Origin of the sequence: Rhodococcus sp. SB1D (genome assembly GCF_048573875.1) — a bacterium.
GTDB lineage: Bacteria > Actinomycetota > Actinomycetes > Mycobacteriales > Mycobacteriaceae > Rhodococcus_F > Rhodococcus_F qingshengii.
The window spans coordinates 1-17,010 of the sequence record NZ_JBMAIQ010000014.1 but is presented as its reverse complement, the minus strand read 5'-3'; the positions used below and the strand labels follow the sequence as shown (position 1 = coordinate 17,010).

Sequence of the window (17,010 nt, the reverse complement as noted above, 5' to 3'; positions counted from 1 at the left end):
CATCGAGTGAGCGCAAACACCGAAGCCATCGACATGGCACGCATCGCGGCCTTGGCAGCCGACGAGAAGCTGGCCACCGAAGTGGTGGTGCTCGATGTGTCCGAACAGCTGGTCATCACGGACTGCTTCGTCATCGCATCTGCGACGAACGAGCGTCAGGTCAACTCGATTGTCGAGAACATCGAAGACCGTCTCCGCGAAGCGGGACACAAGCCGGTCCGCCGTGAAGGCACCCGCGAGGGCCGCTGGGCACTGCTCGACTACGCCGACATCGTCGTCCACGTCCAGCATGACGAGGAGCGCAACTTCTACGCTCTCGATCGTCTGTGGAAGGACTGCCCGACGGTCGAGGTCGAAGGCCTCGGACAGAACCGTCCCGGCCCCGCCGACGCCAACACGGTGTTCGAGACCGACACGGTTTCCGAGCCGGACGCGCAGGATCCCTCGCTGTGACTTCGCCGGCGCCCAGTGCGGCGTCGAACCCTGTCCGCCGGCTCATCCTGCTGCGTCACGGACAGACCGAATACAACGCCGACTCTCGGATGCAGGGGCAACTCGACACCGACCTGTCGGAGTTGGGACGCACGCAGGCCAAGAGTGCAGGTCCGGTGATCGCCGATCGCAGGCCGTTGACGATCGTGTCCTCGGATCTGCGTCGGGCGTACTTCACGGCCGTCGCAGTCGGTGATGCCGCCGGACTTCCGGTACTCACCGACACGCGTCTGCGTGAGACACACCTGGGCGAATGGCAAGGCCTGACTCATCACGACGTCGACGAGCGCACTCCCGGTGTGCGATCTGCCTGGCGGGCGGATGCCACGTTGGCGCCGCCCGGCGGCGAAAGCCGAATCGACGTCGCGAATCGCAGCCTCCCCGTAGTTCACGAATTGCTCGAGACGCACCCGGACTGGGCCGAACGGCCCGTGGTTCTGGTGGCGCACGGAGGCTTGATCGCGGCACTGACAGCGGCATTGCTCGACCTACCCGTCGATCGCTGGGCCGTCCTCGGCGGATTGGGAAACACCAGTTGGGTGCAACTCAGCGGACACGGGGACGTCAAGTCGATCGAGTGGCGACTCGACGTATGGAATGCTTCTGCGAGTGTCGCAAATGACGTCCTCTGAAAGTGCCGACGGGCAGCGCCCCGTCCTCCTCGTACTCGCGGATTCGCTGTCGTATTACGGCCCCAAAGGCGGCCTCGCGGCAGACCACCCACGGATCTGGCCCAACATCGTGGCCGACGAACTCGGCTGGGACGTCGAGTTGGTCGCCCGTATCGGCTGGACGTGCCGCGATGCGTGGTGGGCACTGACTCAGGATCCTCGTGTGTGGGCGGCGGTGCCGCGGGCAGGCGCCGTCGTGTTCGCGGTCGGCGGGATGGACTCGCTGCCGTCCCCATTGCCTACCGCGCTCCGCGAGACCATCCGCTACGTTCGGCCACCCGCGCTTCGACGCGTGGTGCGCGAGGGTTATCAGTGGCTGCAGCCGCGGCTTGCACCTCTGGGCCGCCCGGTCGCACTTCCGCCCAAGCTGAGCGTCGAGTATCTGGAAAGCTCGCGAAATGCGTTGGAGTACATGCGGCCCGAACTGCCGATGATCGCGACCCTGCCGTCGGTGCACCGCAGTGATGCCTACGCCAGCGTGCATGCCGGACGACCTGCCGCGGTGTCCGCGATCACCGAGTGGGCTACGGAGAAAGACGTTCCCGTAGTCGACCTTGCAGATGCAGTGCGTGACAACGTCTTTTCCGAGAACGGCAATCCTGACGGCATTCACTGGGGTTGGGACGGTCACCTCGGCGTAGCCCGCGCGATGATCGCTGCGATTCGCGGGGTCGAGGCGCAGAAAGTGGTTTCGCCGGAACTGGTAGCACCGCCGAGCGAAGTCGGGTAGCAGAATGCCGGTCGTCGTCGTCACGGATTCCTCCGCCTGCATCCCGCAGGAGTCGGCCGACGCATGTGGCATTCAGGTTGTTCCGCTCCACGTGCTCCGTGACGGCTGCGACTTGCGAGAGGGCGTCGACGCAATGCCGAGCGACCTGTCGGGAGTGACAACGGCCGGAGCGTCGCCCGCCGAGTTGTCCGAAGCGTATGCACGCGCCCTGGACATGAGCGACGGTGACGGCGTTCTCGCCGTTCACATTTCACGTCAACTGTCGGGAACGTGGGAAGCCGGACGAGTCGCAGCCCAGGAATTCGGTGGCGCCGTCCGGATCGTCGATTCACAGTCCGCCGGTATGGGTTTGGGCTATCCGGCTCTCGAAGCTGCACGCTTGGCCGAGAAGGGCGCTTCACTCGAAGAGGCGTACGGCCGGGCGGTCGACGTCGCCAGCCGTGGGCGCTGCTACATCGTCGTCGACAAACTTGATCAATTGCGTCGGGGCGGACGAATCGGAACCGCCGCTGCGTTGCTGGGTACTGCATTGGCGATGAAGCCGATCCTGCATCTGGTGGACGGCAAACTCGTGCTCGGCGAAAAAACGCGCACCACCACCAAAGCGCTTGCACGCTTGGTTGATTCGGCAGTCGAGCGCGCCGGTCTCGGCCGCGTGGCGATAGCCGTGCATCACATGCGAGCACGAGAGCGTGCCGACGGGATAGCGGAACAGTTGGCCGAGCGCATTCCCGATGTAGCGGAATCCGTGGTTACCGACTTCAGCGCGGTTATCGGAGCGCACGTCGGTGTCGGCGCGATCGGTGTTGTGGTGTGCCCGTTGCCGGAGATCGACGCGAACACCTGATCGTTTCTCCACAATCCCCGAGTTCTCCACAGGTCGAAATTCATCGTCTTCGGTGGCGAGGTCTCTCGTTAGCGTCCAGTCATGAGGATCAGCGAGGAGCGCGAGCGGGCGCGTGATCGCCTCGCGGCGATGGACGGAAACTACCGGCAGCGACCGGCCGTCGACGAATTCGAGGATTCAGGGTCTTTCGAGAGGTCCCCCGAGTGGCTTCGGGACTTCGACGAGGACGACTACGACGCTCAGCCCGACTCGTCACGGTTCGACCGATTGCCCGAACATTGGCGCGGTACACGTTGGCGCCCGAGTCGGTCGGCGACCTGGGTGTTGGCGATCGTTGCAGTTCTGGCCACGGGAATCGGCTTGTTCGCCGTGTGGTGGGATTCTCCGAGCATGCAGGCGGTCCCAACGTTGCCCTCGCCCCAGAATGTCACGGAGAAGAATGTGACTGCCGGCGATGGTGAATCAGCCAGTCCTGTACCGACCGGCGTCGTGGCAGAGCAGCCGCCCGAGGCTGTGGTGGTCAGTGTCGTCGGGCTCGTGCGCACGCCTGGGCTTGTCAATCTTCATTCGGGCTCGCGCATCGCCGACGCGCTTGCTGCGGCAGGTGGCGTGCTCGACGGAGCGGAGACGGTGGGCCTGAATCTGGCTCAGAAACTTGTCGACGGCGATCAGATCGTGGTTGGTGCGGCCGATCAGTCCGGTGGTGTTTCTTCGAGTACCACTGCAGGAGGGACCAGCCCCGCAGCTACGGGGGAATCCGGCGGGGCTGGGCTGGTGAACCTCAATACCGCCACCGAGGCCGAACTGGACGAGCTTCCCGGGGTAGGGCCGGTAACGGCTGCGGCGATCATCTCCTGGCGCACATCCAACGGAAAATTCACGGACATAGAACAATTGGGGGAAGTCGACGGGATCGGCCCGGCAAGGTTGGCCAAATTGCGAGTGCTGGTGTCGGTGTGAACGAACCGGAAGCCTCGCCGGTCCTCGACGCTCGACTGCTTCCGTCTGCCGTCGCGGTGTGGGGGAGCAGTGCGGTGGGGATCTTGTACGGTGCGACCACTGCGTGGGTGCTGGCGGCGTGTGCGGTTCCAGCGGCGATCGTGGCTGTCGTAATTGTGCGCCGCACATCTGCGGGGTGGGCACGAATCATGTTGGTTGCATTGCTGTTCGGTGCCGGGTGTAGTGCCGTCGGCGGGTGGCGGGCGTCCGAGGCGGAGAGGCACCCACTGACCCGAGCTTCTCTCGAGGGAGCTTGGGTGAGTGTCGAAGTGGAACCCACTGAGGATCCGCACGCGGTCTCCGGCGCGGTGGGTCAAGGTCAGGTCGTCTTCAGGGCAACCGTCAATTCGGTGACTGCCCAGAACCGCAGGTACTCCGGAGGCGGCTTGGTCACCATCCGGGCGCCCAGTTCGTCGTGGCTCGAAGTTGTTCCAGGGCAGAGCCTCACGGTTCGTGGCCGGGCGAGTCAGCCATGGCGTAGCGATTCCACGCTCGCCGTGATCACGTCCGAAGGGCCTCCCGTCGCGGTGGGAGAAGTGCCCTGGTATCAGCGATGGGCGAGTGTGGTGCGCATTCGTTTCGCGGCTGCGTGCTCGGCTGCACTCCCGCCGGATCAGGCGGGTCTGCTGCCTGGCCTCGTCGTCGGAGACACGTCGGCGCTGTCGCCGGTGGTGAAGGACAACTTCACCGTTGCCGGACTTTCCCATCTCACCGCGGTGTCCGGCGCCAACATCAGCATTCTGCTCGGGGCCGTTCTGCTGTTGGTCAGAGCCGCGGCGCTCAGTCCGCGGGTCGGCGCCGCTTTGGCGGCGGTAGCCCTCGTTGCCTTTGTTGTCGTCGCGAGGCCGTCGCCGAGTGTTCTGCGCGCCTCGGTGATGGGCTTGGTAGGCCTGCTCAGTCTGGTCACTGGTCGGCGCAAACAGGCGCTGCCTGCTCTTGCTGCCGCCGTCATCGTTCTGGTTGTCGTGATGCCCGAGCTGGCCGTCGACTGGGGGTTTGCGCTGTCGACTACTGCGACGGGCGCGCTGGTGATCATTGCGCCGGTGTGGGTGGACGTGCTTCGCCGAAGAGGCTGGCCCCGTTGGTTTTCGGAGATGACAGCTGTCTCGGGTGCTGCGTTTGTCGTGACTGCACCGTTGGTGGGCGCCATGGCGGGAACCTTCAGCGTAGTCACGATTGCCGCGAACATGGCGGTGGCGCCCGTGATCGGAATCATCACGGTGTTCGGTGCGGTGATTGCCTTGTGTGCGCTGATCTGTCCACCGATCGCGGTGTTCGTCGCGCCATTGGTGCGGCCGCCGATGGGGTGGCTGCTGTGCGTGTCCGAACGGGCGGCGGCGCTTCCCGGAGCGTCGGTGGTAGTGCCGTCAGGACTCATCGGTGCCCTCGTCGTCGTGGGAGTCCTACTGGCCGCGGCCCTGACGCTGTGGAATCGGATTTCGAGATGGGTGCTCGGCGTTCTTGTTCTGGGAGTTGTTCTGGCCCTGATCTTTCAACACGTGTTCGGGGGTGGCCGTTTTGCTCCGGGGTGGGCGCTGGTGATGTGCGACGTCGGTCAGGGGGACGGTCTTGTGCTCTCGACTGGAGACGGCAGGGTAATCGTGATCGATGTCGGTCCTGATCCCACGTCGATGGATCGTTGCCTGAACATGTTGGACGTCAACGACATCGCGTTGCTGATGATCAGTCATTTTCATGCCGATCACATCGGTGGATTGGAAGCAGTCCTGAGTGGGCGTTCGGTCGCTGCGATCGGAGTCGGGTCGATGTTGTTGCCGGAGTCAGGTTTTCGAGCGGTGAAGGATGCCGCCGACTCGCAGGCCGTTCCGGTTGTCTCGTTGCTCGCAGGTATGGAGTTGACGCTGGGATCGGTGAACGTGGAGGTTCTCGGTCCGTTGGTTCCAGCTCCCCGCGATTCCGTCGATGCCGCAGATGCAGCCAACGATCAGTCGCTGGTGGTGATGGCGCACACGGGCGCGGGTCGAATTCTGTTGACGGGCGACGCCGAAGTTGCGGGGGAGGAGGCCATCCTCCGATCGGGAACGGACGTGAAGGCCGATGTGTTGAAGCTGCCCCATCACGGTTCTCGGACCACGTCGTCGGCATTTCTGGAAGCGGTGCGTCCGAGGTTGACGATGATCAGCGTCGGCGTCGGCAACAGTTTCGGGCACCCGAATGCGGAGGTTCTCGATGAACTGGATTCATTGGGCGGGGCGGTGGTTCGGACCGACGTCGACGGCACCGTCGCTGTGTACGGCGGGGGCGGCGGGTCTGTGTCGATCGTGTCGGTTCCTCGTGGGACCATCTTCGGGTGAGTAATCCGTCTGGAGTCGATCCGCTGCATCTTGTTCTCGGGGACGACGAGTTCCTGATCGACCGCACGGTATCGCAGCTCATCAGAGCCGTCCGCGGTGACCGCGGCCAGGGTATTTCGGATCTCCCGGTGACCAAGATGCGCGCGGGCGACACCAATGCTCCCGAGTTGGCCGAGTTGCTCAGCCCTTCTCTTTTTGCCGAAGACCGTGTGATCGTCTTGGAATCGGCTGCAGAAGCAGGCAAAGATGCCGTAGCGCTTGTCCTGGAGGCTGCACGCGAGCCGGCAGAAGGTGTGGTTCTGATCGTCGTGCACTCGGGCGGCGGTCGCGCGAAAGCGTTGGCGCCGGCCCTCGAGAAGCTCGGCGCGACGGTTCACAACTGCGGAAAACTGAACAAGAGTCAGCTTGTCGACTTCGTCCGGGGTGAGTTTCGGACCGCAGACGTCAGGGTTGCGCCAGATGCGATCGCCGCGATGATCGAAAGCGTCGGCTCCAACCTCCGCGAACTAGCGTCGGCCTGCTCGCAATTGGCGGCAGATACGGGCGGCAAGATCGACGTCGATGCGGTCCACAAGTATTACTCGGGCAAGGCCGAGGTTTCCGGATTCGACGTGGCCGACAAAGTCATCGTCGGCGATACCCGGGGTGCGCTCGAGGCGCTCCGATGGGCAGATCAGATCGGAACAGCCCATGTTCTGCTCGCGGATGCCCTCGCTGACGCAGTCCACACCATCGCGAAGGTCGGCCCGTTTGCACGGGGCGGTGACCCGTTCCGGTTGGCGTCGGATCTCGGAATGCCGCCGTGGAAGGTCAAGAAGGCGATCAAGGAGGTCGGCGGCTGGGATCCCACGTCGATCGGCGCTGCGATGCAGATCGTCGCCGCCCTCAATGCCGACGTGAAGGGTGCCGCAGTCGACTCGTCCTTCGCCCTGGAGATGGCAGTGCGGAAAGTGTGCGCGTTGCGGAAGAACTGAGTACAACGTGGCCTACTGCGCGTCCGGCCAGAAGTAGTCCGACGACAGTGGCGGCCGTGGCCTCACCCGCCCGGTAGTCGAGGCGTTTCACGCAGGCTTGCTCCAACTGAGTATGCGGAATGGCCTGAGGCTGTGTCGTTGGTTCACCTGTTCTGATGTCGGTCACCCGTAGTGAGTCGTGCGACACCGGATTCACCACACTGCCGCAGGCAATGGTTTCTTGGCCGATTGTGTCCACCGGCACCTTCACGGTGGTGAGTACCGCTCGTCCAACGGCGAGAAACGCCAGAATCGCAACGAGTGAACACATCACGCCGAAGAAGATCCGGAATTCGCTACGTTGCCTGCGCCTACACCATCCGTAGCTTGCGGCACCTCCGACGACTGCAACCGTCAATGATTCCCACCAACGAGGGATTCCCAGGGCGGCCACTACGCCGAAAGCGACGACCGCCCAGAAGACAGTCGGGAACAACCAGCTGCGAGGGCGCTTCCCGTGCCCGTTGATCGCCATCATCAGACGGTTGCAGCCCGCTCCACATATTCGCTGCAAGACATGGATGGCGGGTCTTCGCACTGACCCGATTGAATACGCAAAATAGCCGCCTGGTCTTTCGACCTGGCGGCTATCGAGACGAACCAGTGTGACGGCGAACCGTCACAGTGGAAACGTCAGAGCTTGTTGGCAGCCTGCGAGAGTGCAGACTTCTTGTTGGCAGCCTGGTTGGCGTGAATGACGCCCTTGCTGGCTGCCTTGTCGAGCTTGCGGCTGGTGGAGACGAGGAGCTCGTTGGCCTTGTCCTTGTCACCGGCTGCCGCAGCCTCGCGGAATGAACGGATCGCGGTACGCAGCGAGGACTTCACCGACTGGTTACGGAGTCGGGCCGCCTCGTTGGTACGGATTCGCTTCACCTGGGACTTGATGTTGGCCACGCGTAAAATCCTTGTCGTCTTTAGCTGGTTACGGTCGAGAAAGCTGTGGGCGCACTGATGCACCGACTGGCAAGATTACCAGCCGAGGGCCCAAGAACCCAAACCGTCGCACGTTGCGTCTGTCGAGAAGGGTACACCGAGCGCCCGATTTCTCGCCGCGCTGCCGAATAGCCCCACTTGTAGCAGCATGTTGCCCTATGACGCCGCCGCCTTCGAAAAGTTCGAGTAAAACAGGTTCGACCACCACCCGAGCGCGTCCTGCCGCAGTGTTCGACGGATATTCAGACATCGGTCGCTACGAGTTGGCTTTCGACGAGATGTTCGAGCCCGACGGCTCGGTGCGTGGTCCGTACAAGGGTGTGTACAAAGCCCTGGCGCCGACGAGCAGCGCCGACCTTGCCGCGCGTGCCGACGCACTCGGACGCGCATTCATCGACCAGGGCGTGACGTTCTCGCTGTCCGGGCAGGAGCGACCGTTTCCGTTGGATCTGGTGCCGCGCGTCATCGCCGCGCAGGAGTGGTCGCGGCTTGAAAAGGGCATCAAGCAGCGAGTGAAGGCGCTCGAGTTGTTCCTCGCGGACATTTACGGCGAGCAGCGAATCCTGCGCGATCACGTGTTGCCGCGCCGCTTGGTGACCTCGTGCGAGCACTTCCACCGTGAAGCAGCCGGCATCGTGCCGCCCAACGGTGTGCGAATTCACGTCGCGGGTATCGACCTGGTCCGAGACGAGGCGGGAGAGTTCCGAGTCCTCGAGGACAATCTGCGATCTCCGTCCGGTGTCTCCTATGTGATGGAAAACCGTCGCACCATGACTCGGGTGTTCCCGGATCTGTTCATGTCCCACAAGGTGCGGGCGGTCGGTGATTACGCAACACACCTGCTGAGGGCGCTGCGTGCGGGTGCTGCACTCAACGAAGCGGACCCGACAGTGGTTGTTCTCACACCGGGTATCGCCAATTCCGCCTATTTCGAGCATTCGTTGCTCGCTCGTCAGATGGGTGTGGAACTCGTCGAAGGTCGCGACCTGTTCTGCCGCGACAACATGGTGTACATGCGCACTACGGAAGGCGAGCGCCAGGTCGATGTCATCTATCGCCGCATCGACGACGAGTATCTCGACCCGATGCACTTCCGTCCGGATTCGATTCTCGGCGTCGCAGGCCTACTGAATGCGGCGCGGGCGGGCAACGTGGTGATCTCGAGCGCCGTCGGCAACGGAGTCGGTGACGACAAACTCGTCTATACCTACGTTCCGCAGATCATCGACTACTACCTCGGTGAGAAGCCGCTCTTGCAGAACGTCGACACGTTCCGCTGTTGGTTGGACGAGGAGTGCGAGCAAGTCCTCGACCGCGTCGCCGAACTGGTCATCAAGCCGGTGGAAGGGTCCGGTGGCTACGGAATCGTCTTCGGACCCGACGCGAGCCCCAAGGAACTGGCCGCGATCACCCGCAAGATCAAGGCAGACCCGCGCGGGTGGATTGCGCAGCCACTCGTGCAGTTGTCCACGGTGCCGACCAAGATCGACGATGTTCTCTCGCCGCGCCACGTGGACTTGCGGCCCTTTGCCGTCAACGACGGTGAGGACGTGTGGGTGTTGCCCGGCGGCCTGACCCGGGTGGCACTTCCGGAAGGTTCGCTGGTGGTCAACTCCAGCCAGGGCGGCGGAAGCAAGGACACGTGGGTGCTTGCGAGTCGCACCTCTGACGAAGACCCAGAGTTGTCAGGCGAGGAACTGGTGTCCGAGCCCCCGGAATCCGCGGAGCCGGTGCAGGGTCCCGAACTGAGCACCTCGCAGCAACAACAGCAGCAGCAACAGTGAACACCTCGGAAGTGCCCAGCTACCAAGAACTATCAGTGAACGGAGCGTGGTGACCGATGCTTGCTCGCAACGCAGAGTCCCTCTACTGGATCGGCCGCTACGTCGAGCGCGCCGACGACACTGCTCGGATCCTCGACGTCGCCGTCCATCAATTGCTCGACGACGCCACCGTCGACCCGGACCGCACGTCGCGTCTGCTCCTGCGTGTCCTCGGCATCGAGGCGCCGGAGGGCAAGCTCGACGTGCGCTCGCTCACCGATCTGGTTGCGTTCAGCCGCAACCAGGTTGGTTCGATCGTGGACTCGCTGGCAAGTGCTCGTGAGAATGCTCGCGGGGCGCGTGAGGTCACGTCGAGTGAGATGTGGGAGTGCCTGAACACCACGTACAACGGACTGGCCGAGCGTGAACGTGCCTCACGCAGGCTGGGGCCACACGAGTTCTTCCGCTATGTGGAGGAACGCGCAGCGATGTTCGCGGGCCTGGCGGATTCCACGCTCAGTCGCGACGACGGCTATCGGTTCCTTCTGCTGGGCAGGTCGATCGAACGTGTCGACATGATCGTGCGGATGCTTCTGGCGCGCGCCGGTGACCGCCCGTCGTCGCCGGCATGGGTCAGCGTTCTTCGCTCGGCGGGCGCACATGACACGTATCTGCGTACGTATCGCGGAGCGCTCGACGCCAATCGCGTCGTCGAGTTCATCTTGTTGGACAGGCTCTTTCCGCGCTCGGTGTTCCACTCGATCAGGCAGGCCGAGAAGTGCCTGCAGGAGCTCGACCCGCAGCCGGGCAGTCGCGTCGGAATCCGGGCGGAGGCGCCGCGGCTTCTGGGCCGCGCACGCAGCGAACTCGAGTTCCTGCCGCAGGGCGTGTTGCTCGAGGATCTGCAGGGACGGTTGCTCGGTTGGCAGGAGACCTGCCGCGAACTGGGTGAGGCAATTGCATTGCAGTACTTCCACGCTGCGCCGTGGGTCGCGTGGACGGATGCCGGCGCCGCGTATGCGGAGTCGACGGTGGAGGGAGAGCTGTGAGCTGGCGGATGAGGGTCGTGCACACCACGGGATATGCGTACGACGCCCCGGTGACGTCGTCGTACAACGAAGCGCGATTGACACCTCGCGGCGACACCAGGCAGACGGTGATACTCACGCGCGTCGAAACCCAGCCGGCAACGCGTTCCTACCGATACACCGATTACTGGGGCACCGCGGTGACCGCCTTCGACTTGCACGCCCCGCATACGGAACTCGAAGTGACCGGGCTGTCGGTGGTGGAGACGGAACCGTTCGTTCAGCCCGAGGAAACCGTCGACTGGGATGAATTGTCGGGAAACGCGATTAAAGATCGATTCAACGAACAACTGAGTTTCACGAGATATGTTCCGCGTGATCGTAAGCTGGCGACAATTGCCAAGGAATTGCGCAAAGATAAATCACCTGAAGATGCAGTAGTGGCTGCGTCGCAATGGGTTTACGGCGAAATGTCATATGTTCCCGGTACGACCGGAGTGCATACGTCGGCGGTCGAGGCGTGGTCGGCACGGAAAGGCGTCTGCCAGGACTATGCGCATCTGACCTTGGTATTGCTTCGAACGATGGGGATACCGTGTCGATACGTTTCCGGCTATCTCCACCCCAAACGTGATGCGGCAGTCGGGGACACGGTGGTCGGCGAATCGCACGCGTGGATCGAGGCGTGGACCGGCGCGTGGTGGGGATACGACCCGACCAATGCGATAGCTGTGAATGAACAGCATGTCTCGGTCGGAATAGGAAGGGACTATTCGGATGTGCCGCCTTTGAAGGGAATCTTTTCCGGTGGACGTTCCACAGATCTCGAAGTTGTTGTGGAGATCACCAGGCTTGCGTAAAGTCCGGCAAATCTAGGCGCGTGAGCATTACTACCGTTCGATGAGAAGAAGGTGGGAATATGTCTCCAACTGCACAGGAATTGACTGAGATCGAACCGATCTCGGATGTGAAGAAGTATGCGGCCGAAGCGGTGGGAACATTTGTGCTCGTGTTCTCCGCAGTCGGAACTGCCGTCTTTGCAGGTGCGAAAGTCGGCAACCTCGGAGTTGCCTTCGCATTCGGCCTGACCCTGCTGTTCCTCGTATATGCGATCGGCCCGATTTCCGGTTGCCACGTCAACCCAGCCGTGACTCTCGGCCAATTCGTGATCGGGCGAATCTCAGCCGTCAATGCGGCGATTTACGTTGTCGCGCAAGTGATCGGCGGCTTGGTCGCAGGCGTCGTGATCTACACGGTGGCCAACAGTCTCCCGGCGTACAACCGTGCTGCTGACGGTTTGGGTGCAAACGGTTGGGGCGCACACAGTCCGTCTGCCGAGAAGAATCTTCTCGGAAATGTGGTTTCCGACGGCTACGGCATCGGTGCCGCCATGATCATCGAGATCCTGCTGACAGCACTGCTGGTATTCGTCGTTCTCGCGTCGACCGACCAGATCTCCGACGTGCCTCTCGCCGGGGTGTCCATCGGCTTCACCCTGGCCGTCATTCACCTGATCTCGATCCCGATCGACAACACCTCCGTCAACCCCGCTCGAAGCCTCGCTGTCGCGCCGTTCCAGGACGGTGCACTCGGTCAGGTGTGGTTGTTCATCGTGTTCCCGCTCATCGGCGGTGCGCTCGGTGCACTCATCTATCGAGCACTCTTCGGACGGTTCAACCGTATGGACAGCTGATCGACACTGTTTCCATCGTCCGGGTCGGCTTCAGCTCCAGCTGAAGTCGGCCCGAAGTTTTGCCGCGACCGCGTCGAACTTCTTGTGATCCATGATGGCGCCCTCGCGCCGGATCCCGCTCTCGGGAACGTCGAGCACCCGGTCGAGCCGGACCCAGCTGGGCCTTCCCTCGCCGTCCCATGGACCCGAACCGATTGCGAGCCAATCACGCTCGCCTTCGCGTTTGCTCTGCGAGGACAGCATCAAACCGAGCAGCGTGTTGCCGTCGCGGCCGACAACCAGCACCGGGCGGTCTTTGCCCTGGGTCGGATCCTCCTCGTAGGCAACCCAGGTCCAGACGATTTCGCCCGGATCGGCCTTGCCGTCGAGGTCGGGGGAGTACTCGACCTTGCGGGCGCGATGTGCGGTCGGAGACGTCCGCGCGGCGATCGGGCGGCCGGACGGACCCGGCTTCGAGGCAGACGACTGGGACGTGGACGACTGCAGCTGGCGCAGCAACGCAGGGCCCTTCTCCACCGCGAGGGCGCCGAGGGTTCTGCCGATCTGCTTCCACATGCTTGCCATAGCGTTCGAGCATAATCACCCGCCCGTGGGAACCCCTGGTACGGCGGCGCCGAGACTTGGATATCCTGAGGGTTGACAGTGGCCCGGATCCGGGCCGGTGCCGGTCCGACTAAGGGGTCTCCCATCAGCAGCTTCGCCGACAAGACGTTCACGGATCCTGCGCAGATCCGGAACTTCTGCATCATCGCGCACATCGACCACGGTAAGTCGACGCTGGCAGATCGCATGCTTCAGCTCACCGGTGTGGTCGAAGAGCGGGCGATGCGTGCGCAGTACCTGGACCGTATGGACATCGAGCGTGAACGCGGCATCACCATCAAGGCTCAGAACGTTCGTCTGCCCTGGACCGTCGACGGCGAAGAGTTCGTCCTCCACCTCATCGACACTCCCGGCCACGTCGACTTCACGTACGAGGTCTCCCGTGCGCTCGAAGCATGCGAGGGCGCAATTCTGCTGGTCGACGCTGCTCAGGGCATCGAAGCTCAGACGCTGGCGAACCTCTACCTGGCGATGGAGAAGGATCTCAAGATCATTCCCGTCCTCAACAAGATCGACCTCCCGGCCGCGGATCCCGACCGCTATGCCGAAGAGATCGCGCACATCACGGGCTGCGAGCCCGGTGATGTCCTGCGCGTCTCGGGTAAGACCGGTATGGGCGTCAAGGAACTGCTCGACGAGGTGATCAAGCAGGTACCTGCGCCTGTCGGCGATGCAGACGGCCCCGCCCGCGCGATGATCTTCGACTCCGTTTACGACGCGTACCGCGGCGTGGTCACCTACGTGCGTGTGGTCGACGGTCGGATCCGTCCCCGCGAGAAGATCACGATGATGTCCACGGGCACCACACACGAACTGCTCGAGGTCGGCATCATTTCCCCCGAGCCGAAGGCCAGTATCGGTCTGGGCGTCGGCGAGGTGGGCTACCTCATCACCGGTGTGAAGGACGTCCGTCAGTCGCGCGTCGGTGACACCGTCACCACCACCCGCAACGGCGCGACCGAACCGCTGGTCGGCTACCGCGATCCCAAGCCGATGGTCTACTCGGGCCTCTACCCGATGGACGGCTCGGACTACCCCGTGCTGCGCGATGCCCTCGACAAGCTCCGTCTCAACGACGCGGCCCTGGCGTATGAACCCGAGACGTCGGTTGCCCTCGGATTCGGCTTCCGCTGCGGCTTCCTCGGCCTGCTCCACATGGAGATCACCCGCGACCGCCTCGAGCGTGAGTTCGGCCTCGAACTGATTTCCACCGCGCCCAACGTCGTCTACCGCGTCGTGATGGAGGACGGGGCCGAGGTCATCGTCACCAACCCGTCGTACTGGCCGGAAGGCAAGGTTCGCGAGGTCTACGAGCCCGTCGCCAAGTGCACCGTCATCGCCCCGAGTGAGTACGTCGGCGCCATCATGGAGCTGTGCCAGTCCCGTCGCGGTGAGCTCGGCGGCATGGACTACCTCTCCGAGACTCGCGTCGAACTGCGCTACGAACTGCCCATGGGCGAGATCATGTTCGACTTCTTCGACGCCCTCAAGTCCCGCACCAAGGGTTATGCCAGCCTCGATTACGAGGAGGCCGGTGAGCAGCAGGCCGATCTGGTGAAGGTCGACATCCTGCTGCAGGGCGAGGCCGTCGACGCGTTCTCCTCGATCGTGCACCGTTCCAACGCCGGCGCTTACGGCGGACGCATGACGTCGAAGCTTCGTGAGCTGATTCCTCGCCAGCAGTTCGAGGTTCCGATCCAGGCCGCGATCGGCGCGAAGATCATCTCGCGCGAGAACATTCGCGCAATCCGCAAGGACGTTCTCGCCAAGTGCTACGGCGGCGACATCAGCCGTAAGCGCAAGCTGCTCGAGAAGCAGAAGGAAGGCAAGAAGCGCATGAAGACCATCGGTCGCGTCGAGGTGCCGCAGGAAGCATTCGTGGCGGCCTTGACGTCGGAATCGGTCGGCGAGAAGCCCAAGAAGTAGGAGCGCATGGTCACCACCTGGTTGTCCCGAGAGTTCGGAATCGAAATCCCGGTTCTCGGGGCGCCCATGGGTGGTCGCGCGGGCGGCGCGCTCGCCGGAGCTGTATCGGCGGCCGGCGGGTTGGGGCTGCTCGGCGCGGCTCGGTACAACACACCGGAGTGGATCGAGGCCGAAGCCGAAGTGGCCCGCTCGATCGGCGGAAAGTTCGGCGTCGGCCTGATGACGTGGTCGCTGCCCGAGAACGAGTTGATGCTCGACGCCGCGATTGCCGTCGAGCCGACCATGATCACCTTGTCGTTCGGTGATCCCGCCTCGTATGTCGGACGAATCCACGATGCGGGCATTCCCGTTGTGTCACAGATCAATACGCTCGAAGACCTTCGCATTGTCGAGGCCGCGGGTGTCGACGGCGTGATCGCGCAAGGCGGTGAGGCAGGCGGTCACACGGGCCGAATCGGAACCTTGCCGCTGCTGCAGGAGATCCTCGAAACGACATCACTTCCAGTACTGGCGGCCGGCGGAATCGGGACCGGCCGCGGTTTGGCCGCAGTCCTGGCAGCCGGCGGGGAAGGCGTGATGATCGGAACGGCGCTGCTCGCCAGCCCGGAGACGGTCGGGCCGGACTATGCCCGCGACCGCGTCGTCGAAGCCGGAAGTGCCGACACGATTTACACCTCGGTGTTCGACCGAGCGCGCAGTCAACCGTGGCCGCAGCGGTGGGGTGGCCGCGCGGTGGCCAACGAGTTCACTGCCGCCTGGCACGGAGTCGACGCCGATGAGGAAATGCTGGCAAAGGCGTACGACCCGTCGGATCCGCACAGCGGAGTCGTCTACGCCGGAGAAGCTGTCGGACTCGTACACGGAACCCATCCGGCCGGCGACGTGGTTCGACGCATCGGCGCCGATGCGGAGCGTCTGCTCTCTCGTTTCGCCTGAAAGCAAGGTCGGACACAGCCGGGTCCCATATGAGAAGGTAAGCCTCTGCTAACTAGTGGAGGAGTATTTTCGTGCGTGCGATGAAGTTTTCGGCGGTGGCTCTCTTGGGAGCGCTGGTCGTAGGTATCAGCGGATGTTCGTCCTCGGACGCCGACGAGATCGCGGACGGTCGGGTGACCACGATCGACCATAAGTTCGGCGCCACCACGATCACCGGGACGCCGACGCGCATCGTCGCGGCCGACACCCAGTGGCTCGACGCTCTGCTCGAACTCGGAATCCAGCCGGTGGGGTACCTGGCTGCCGGCCCGATGGGCGACGAGCGTGGTCTGTTCCCGTGGGAGAGTGGCGTGGACGCGTCGGCGAAGGAACTCGATCGCTCGGCGATCCAGCAGTTCGGTGTCCCGCTCAAAGCTGAAGAAATTGCAGCCTTGGATCCCGATCTGATTCTCGGCGGGTTCTCCGTCGCCGATCAGAACGATTTCGACCAGTTGAGCAAGATCGCTCCGACAATTGCCGGTCTGTCCGACGTCCAGGTCGATCCGTGGCAGGACCAGGTGGAGATTCTCGGCCGGGTTCTCGACAAGGAGTCGCGAGCCGACGAGATCGTCGAGGCGACAAACGGGCAGATCGATGCGCTCGCACAGCGGTTGCCGGGGCTGAAGGGTAAGACCGCTCTTTTGTCGCAGTACGTCTTCCCGACGTCGCAGTTGGTGATCGTCGCTGATCCCAAGGACGGTGCTTCGGGACTGTTCACGCGTCTGGGAATGTCGTTGCCGCCCAAGCTGGTCGACGAGGCCGGTGTGACCGGTGGCCGGCTGATACTCAGCCCGGAACGGGTCGACGCTCTCAGCGCCGACGTCGTGGTGCTGCTGCCCAACGGCGGGTCGCTCGACGACATGATGAAGCTGCCGGGGTTTGCCGACCTGCCTGCAGTCAAGGGTGGCGGATTGGCCATCGTCGACTATCCGACTGTTGCCGGCCTGAACACTCCGTCGTCGCTGTCGCTGAAGCACTCGCTCGAATCGATCACGCCGCAGCTCGAAGCGGTGGCCGGCTAG

16 protein-coding genes are annotated in these 17,010 nt (G+C 63.4%); 14 read left to right on the top strand and 2 right to left on the bottom strand.

Features of this window, described 5'->3' with window-relative positions:
- The first annotated feature begins 6 nt into the window (after positions 1–6).
- The 7 genes from rsfS to holA all read left to right on the top strand — a co-directional run bounded on the left by rsfS (position 7) and on the right by holA (position 7,028).
- Positions 7–453: a ribosome silencing factor gene (rsfS, locus tag ACN50D_RS26225; protein ID WP_003944502.1), complete on the top strand. Its 447-nt coding sequence runs from the start codon at positions 7–9 to the stop codon at positions 451–453.
- Entirely contained in the window at positions 450–1,124 is a 675-nt protein-coding gene (locus ACN50D_RS26220) for a histidine phosphatase family protein (RefSeq protein WP_075833651.1), read from the top strand. The genes rsfS and ACN50D_RS26220 overlap by 4 nt, the downstream gene beginning before the upstream one ends.
- Entirely contained in the window at positions 1,111–1,893 is a 783-nt protein-coding gene (octT, locus tag ACN50D_RS26215) for a diglucosylglycerate octanoyltransferase (protein ID WP_050654642.1), read from the top strand. Before ACN50D_RS26220 ends, octT begins: the two co-directional genes overlap by 14 nt.
- Before the next feature lie 4 nt (positions 1,894–1,897).
- On the top strand, positions 1,898–2,740 hold the full coding sequence (locus ACN50D_RS26210; RefSeq protein ID WP_050654643.1) for a DegV family protein: 843 nt from the start codon (positions 1,898–1,900) through the stop codon (positions 2,738–2,740).
- A gap of 81 nt (positions 2,741–2,821) precedes the next feature.
- Complete coding sequence (locus ACN50D_RS26205) at positions 2,822–3,700, top strand: ComEA family DNA-binding protein (RefSeq protein WP_050654644.1); 879 nt, start codon at positions 2,822–2,824, stop codon at positions 3,698–3,700.
- Positions 3,697–6,054 carry a ComEC/Rec2 family competence protein gene (locus ACN50D_RS26200; protein WP_050654645.1) on the top strand — a complete coding sequence of 786 codons (2,358 nt, stop codon included), beginning with the start codon at positions 3,697–3,699 and terminating at the stop codon, positions 6,052–6,054. The genes ACN50D_RS26205 and ACN50D_RS26200 overlap by 4 nt, the downstream gene beginning before the upstream one ends.
- On the top strand, positions 6,051–7,028 hold the full coding sequence (gene holA / locus ACN50D_RS26195; protein WP_003944476.1) for a DNA polymerase III subunit delta: 978 nt from the start codon (positions 6,051–6,053) through the stop codon (positions 7,026–7,028). Before ACN50D_RS26200 ends, holA begins: the two co-directional genes overlap by 4 nt.
- Positions 7,029–7,700: 672 nt before the next feature.
- Here the strand turns inward: holA and rpsT are convergent.
- Entirely contained in the window at positions 7,701–7,961 is a 261-nt protein-coding gene (gene rpsT, locus ACN50D_RS26190) for a 30S ribosomal protein S20 (protein ID WP_003944567.1), read from the bottom strand.
- 197 nt (positions 7,962–8,158) lie between these two features.
- Between rpsT and ACN50D_RS26185 the strand changes: the two genes are divergently transcribed.
- Genes ACN50D_RS26185 through ACN50D_RS26170 form a run of 4 tightly spaced genes read left to right on the top strand, consistent with a single transcriptional unit; the run spans position 8,159 to position 12,484 of the window.
- The gene (locus ACN50D_RS26185) at positions 8,159–9,784 is read left to right on the top strand and encodes a circularly permuted type 2 ATP-grasp protein (protein ID WP_003944471.1); all 1,626 of its coding nucleotides are present in this window, start codon (positions 8,159–8,161) and stop codon (positions 9,782–9,784) included.
- Between the two features lie 56 nt (positions 9,785–9,840).
- Positions 9,841–10,812, top strand: a complete 972-nt coding sequence (locus tag ACN50D_RS26180; protein ID WP_003944483.1) for an alpha-E domain-containing protein — start codon at positions 9,841–9,843, stop codon at positions 10,810–10,812.
- 8 nt (positions 10,813–10,820) lie between these two features.
- Positions 10,821–11,651 (top strand): transglutaminase family protein, encoded by an 831-nt coding sequence (locus tag ACN50D_RS26175; RefSeq protein WP_007731033.1) that lies wholly within the window; start codon positions 10,821–10,823, stop codon positions 11,649–11,651.
- Between the two features lie 59 nt (positions 11,652–11,710).
- The gene (locus ACN50D_RS26170) at positions 11,711–12,484 is read left to right on the top strand and encodes an aquaporin (RefSeq protein ID WP_003944482.1); all 774 of its coding nucleotides are present in this window, start codon (positions 11,711–11,713) and stop codon (positions 12,482–12,484) included.
- Positions 12,485–12,514: 30 nt separating this feature from the next.
- On the opposite strand, the gene ACN50D_RS26165 is transcribed toward ACN50D_RS26170, so the two are convergent.
- Complete coding sequence (locus ACN50D_RS26165) at positions 12,515–13,048, bottom strand: type II toxin-antitoxin system PemK/MazF family toxin (RefSeq protein WP_050654647.1); 534 nt, start codon at positions 13,046–13,048, stop codon at positions 12,515–12,517.
- Between the two features lie 72 nt (positions 13,049–13,120).
- Between ACN50D_RS26165 and lepA the strand changes: the two genes are divergently transcribed.
- From lepA to ACN50D_RS26150, 3 genes are all read left to right on the top strand, one after another.
- Complete coding sequence (lepA, locus tag ACN50D_RS26160) at positions 13,121–15,013, top strand: translation elongation factor 4 (protein WP_003944564.1); 1,893 nt, start codon at positions 13,121–13,123, stop codon at positions 15,011–15,013.
- Positions 15,014–15,019: 6 nt separating this feature from the next.
- On the top strand, positions 15,020–15,949 hold the full coding sequence (locus tag ACN50D_RS26155) for an NAD(P)H-dependent flavin oxidoreductase (RefSeq protein WP_030536619.1): 930 nt from the start codon (positions 15,020–15,022) through the stop codon (positions 15,947–15,949).
- Positions 15,950–16,029: 80 nt separating this feature from the next.
- Positions 16,030–17,010 (top strand): ABC transporter substrate-binding protein, encoded by a 981-nt coding sequence (locus ACN50D_RS26150; RefSeq protein WP_231917467.1) that lies wholly within the window; start codon positions 16,030–16,032, stop codon positions 17,008–17,010.

Coding starts and splice junctions, on each gene's coding strand:
- octT (WP_050654642.1), top strand. CDS start 1,111: ATGACGTCCTCTGAAAGTGCCGACGGGCAGCGCCCCGTCCTCCTCGTA.
- ACN50D_RS26185 (WP_003944471.1), top strand. CDS start 8,159: ATGACGCCGCCGCCTTCGAAAAGTTCGAGTAAAACAGGTTCGACCACC.
- ACN50D_RS26170 (WP_003944482.1), top strand. CDS start 11,711: ATGTCTCCAACTGCACAGGAATTGACTGAGATCGAACCGATCTCGGAT.
- ACN50D_RS26205 (WP_050654644.1), top strand. CDS start 2,822: ATGAGGATCAGCGAGGAGCGCGAGCGGGCGCGTGATCGCCTCGCGGCG.
- ACN50D_RS26150 (WP_231917467.1), top strand. CDS start 16,030: ATGAAGTTTTCGGCGGTGGCTCTCTTGGGAGCGCTGGTCGTAGGTATC.
- ACN50D_RS26175 (WP_007731033.1), top strand. CDS start 10,821: ATGAGGGTCGTGCACACCACGGGATATGCGTACGACGCCCCGGTGACG.
- ACN50D_RS26165 (WP_050654647.1), bottom strand. CDS start 13,048: ATGGCAAGCATGTGGAAGCAGATCGGCAGAACCCTCGGCGCCCTCGCG.
- ACN50D_RS26180 (WP_003944483.1), top strand. CDS start 9,841: ATGCTTGCTCGCAACGCAGAGTCCCTCTACTGGATCGGCCGCTACGTC.
- ACN50D_RS26210 (WP_050654643.1), top strand. CDS start 1,898: ATGCCGGTCGTCGTCGTCACGGATTCCTCCGCCTGCATCCCGCAGGAG.
- ACN50D_RS26155 (WP_030536619.1), top strand. CDS start 15,020: ATGGTCACCACCTGGTTGTCCCGAGAGTTCGGAATCGAAATCCCGGTT.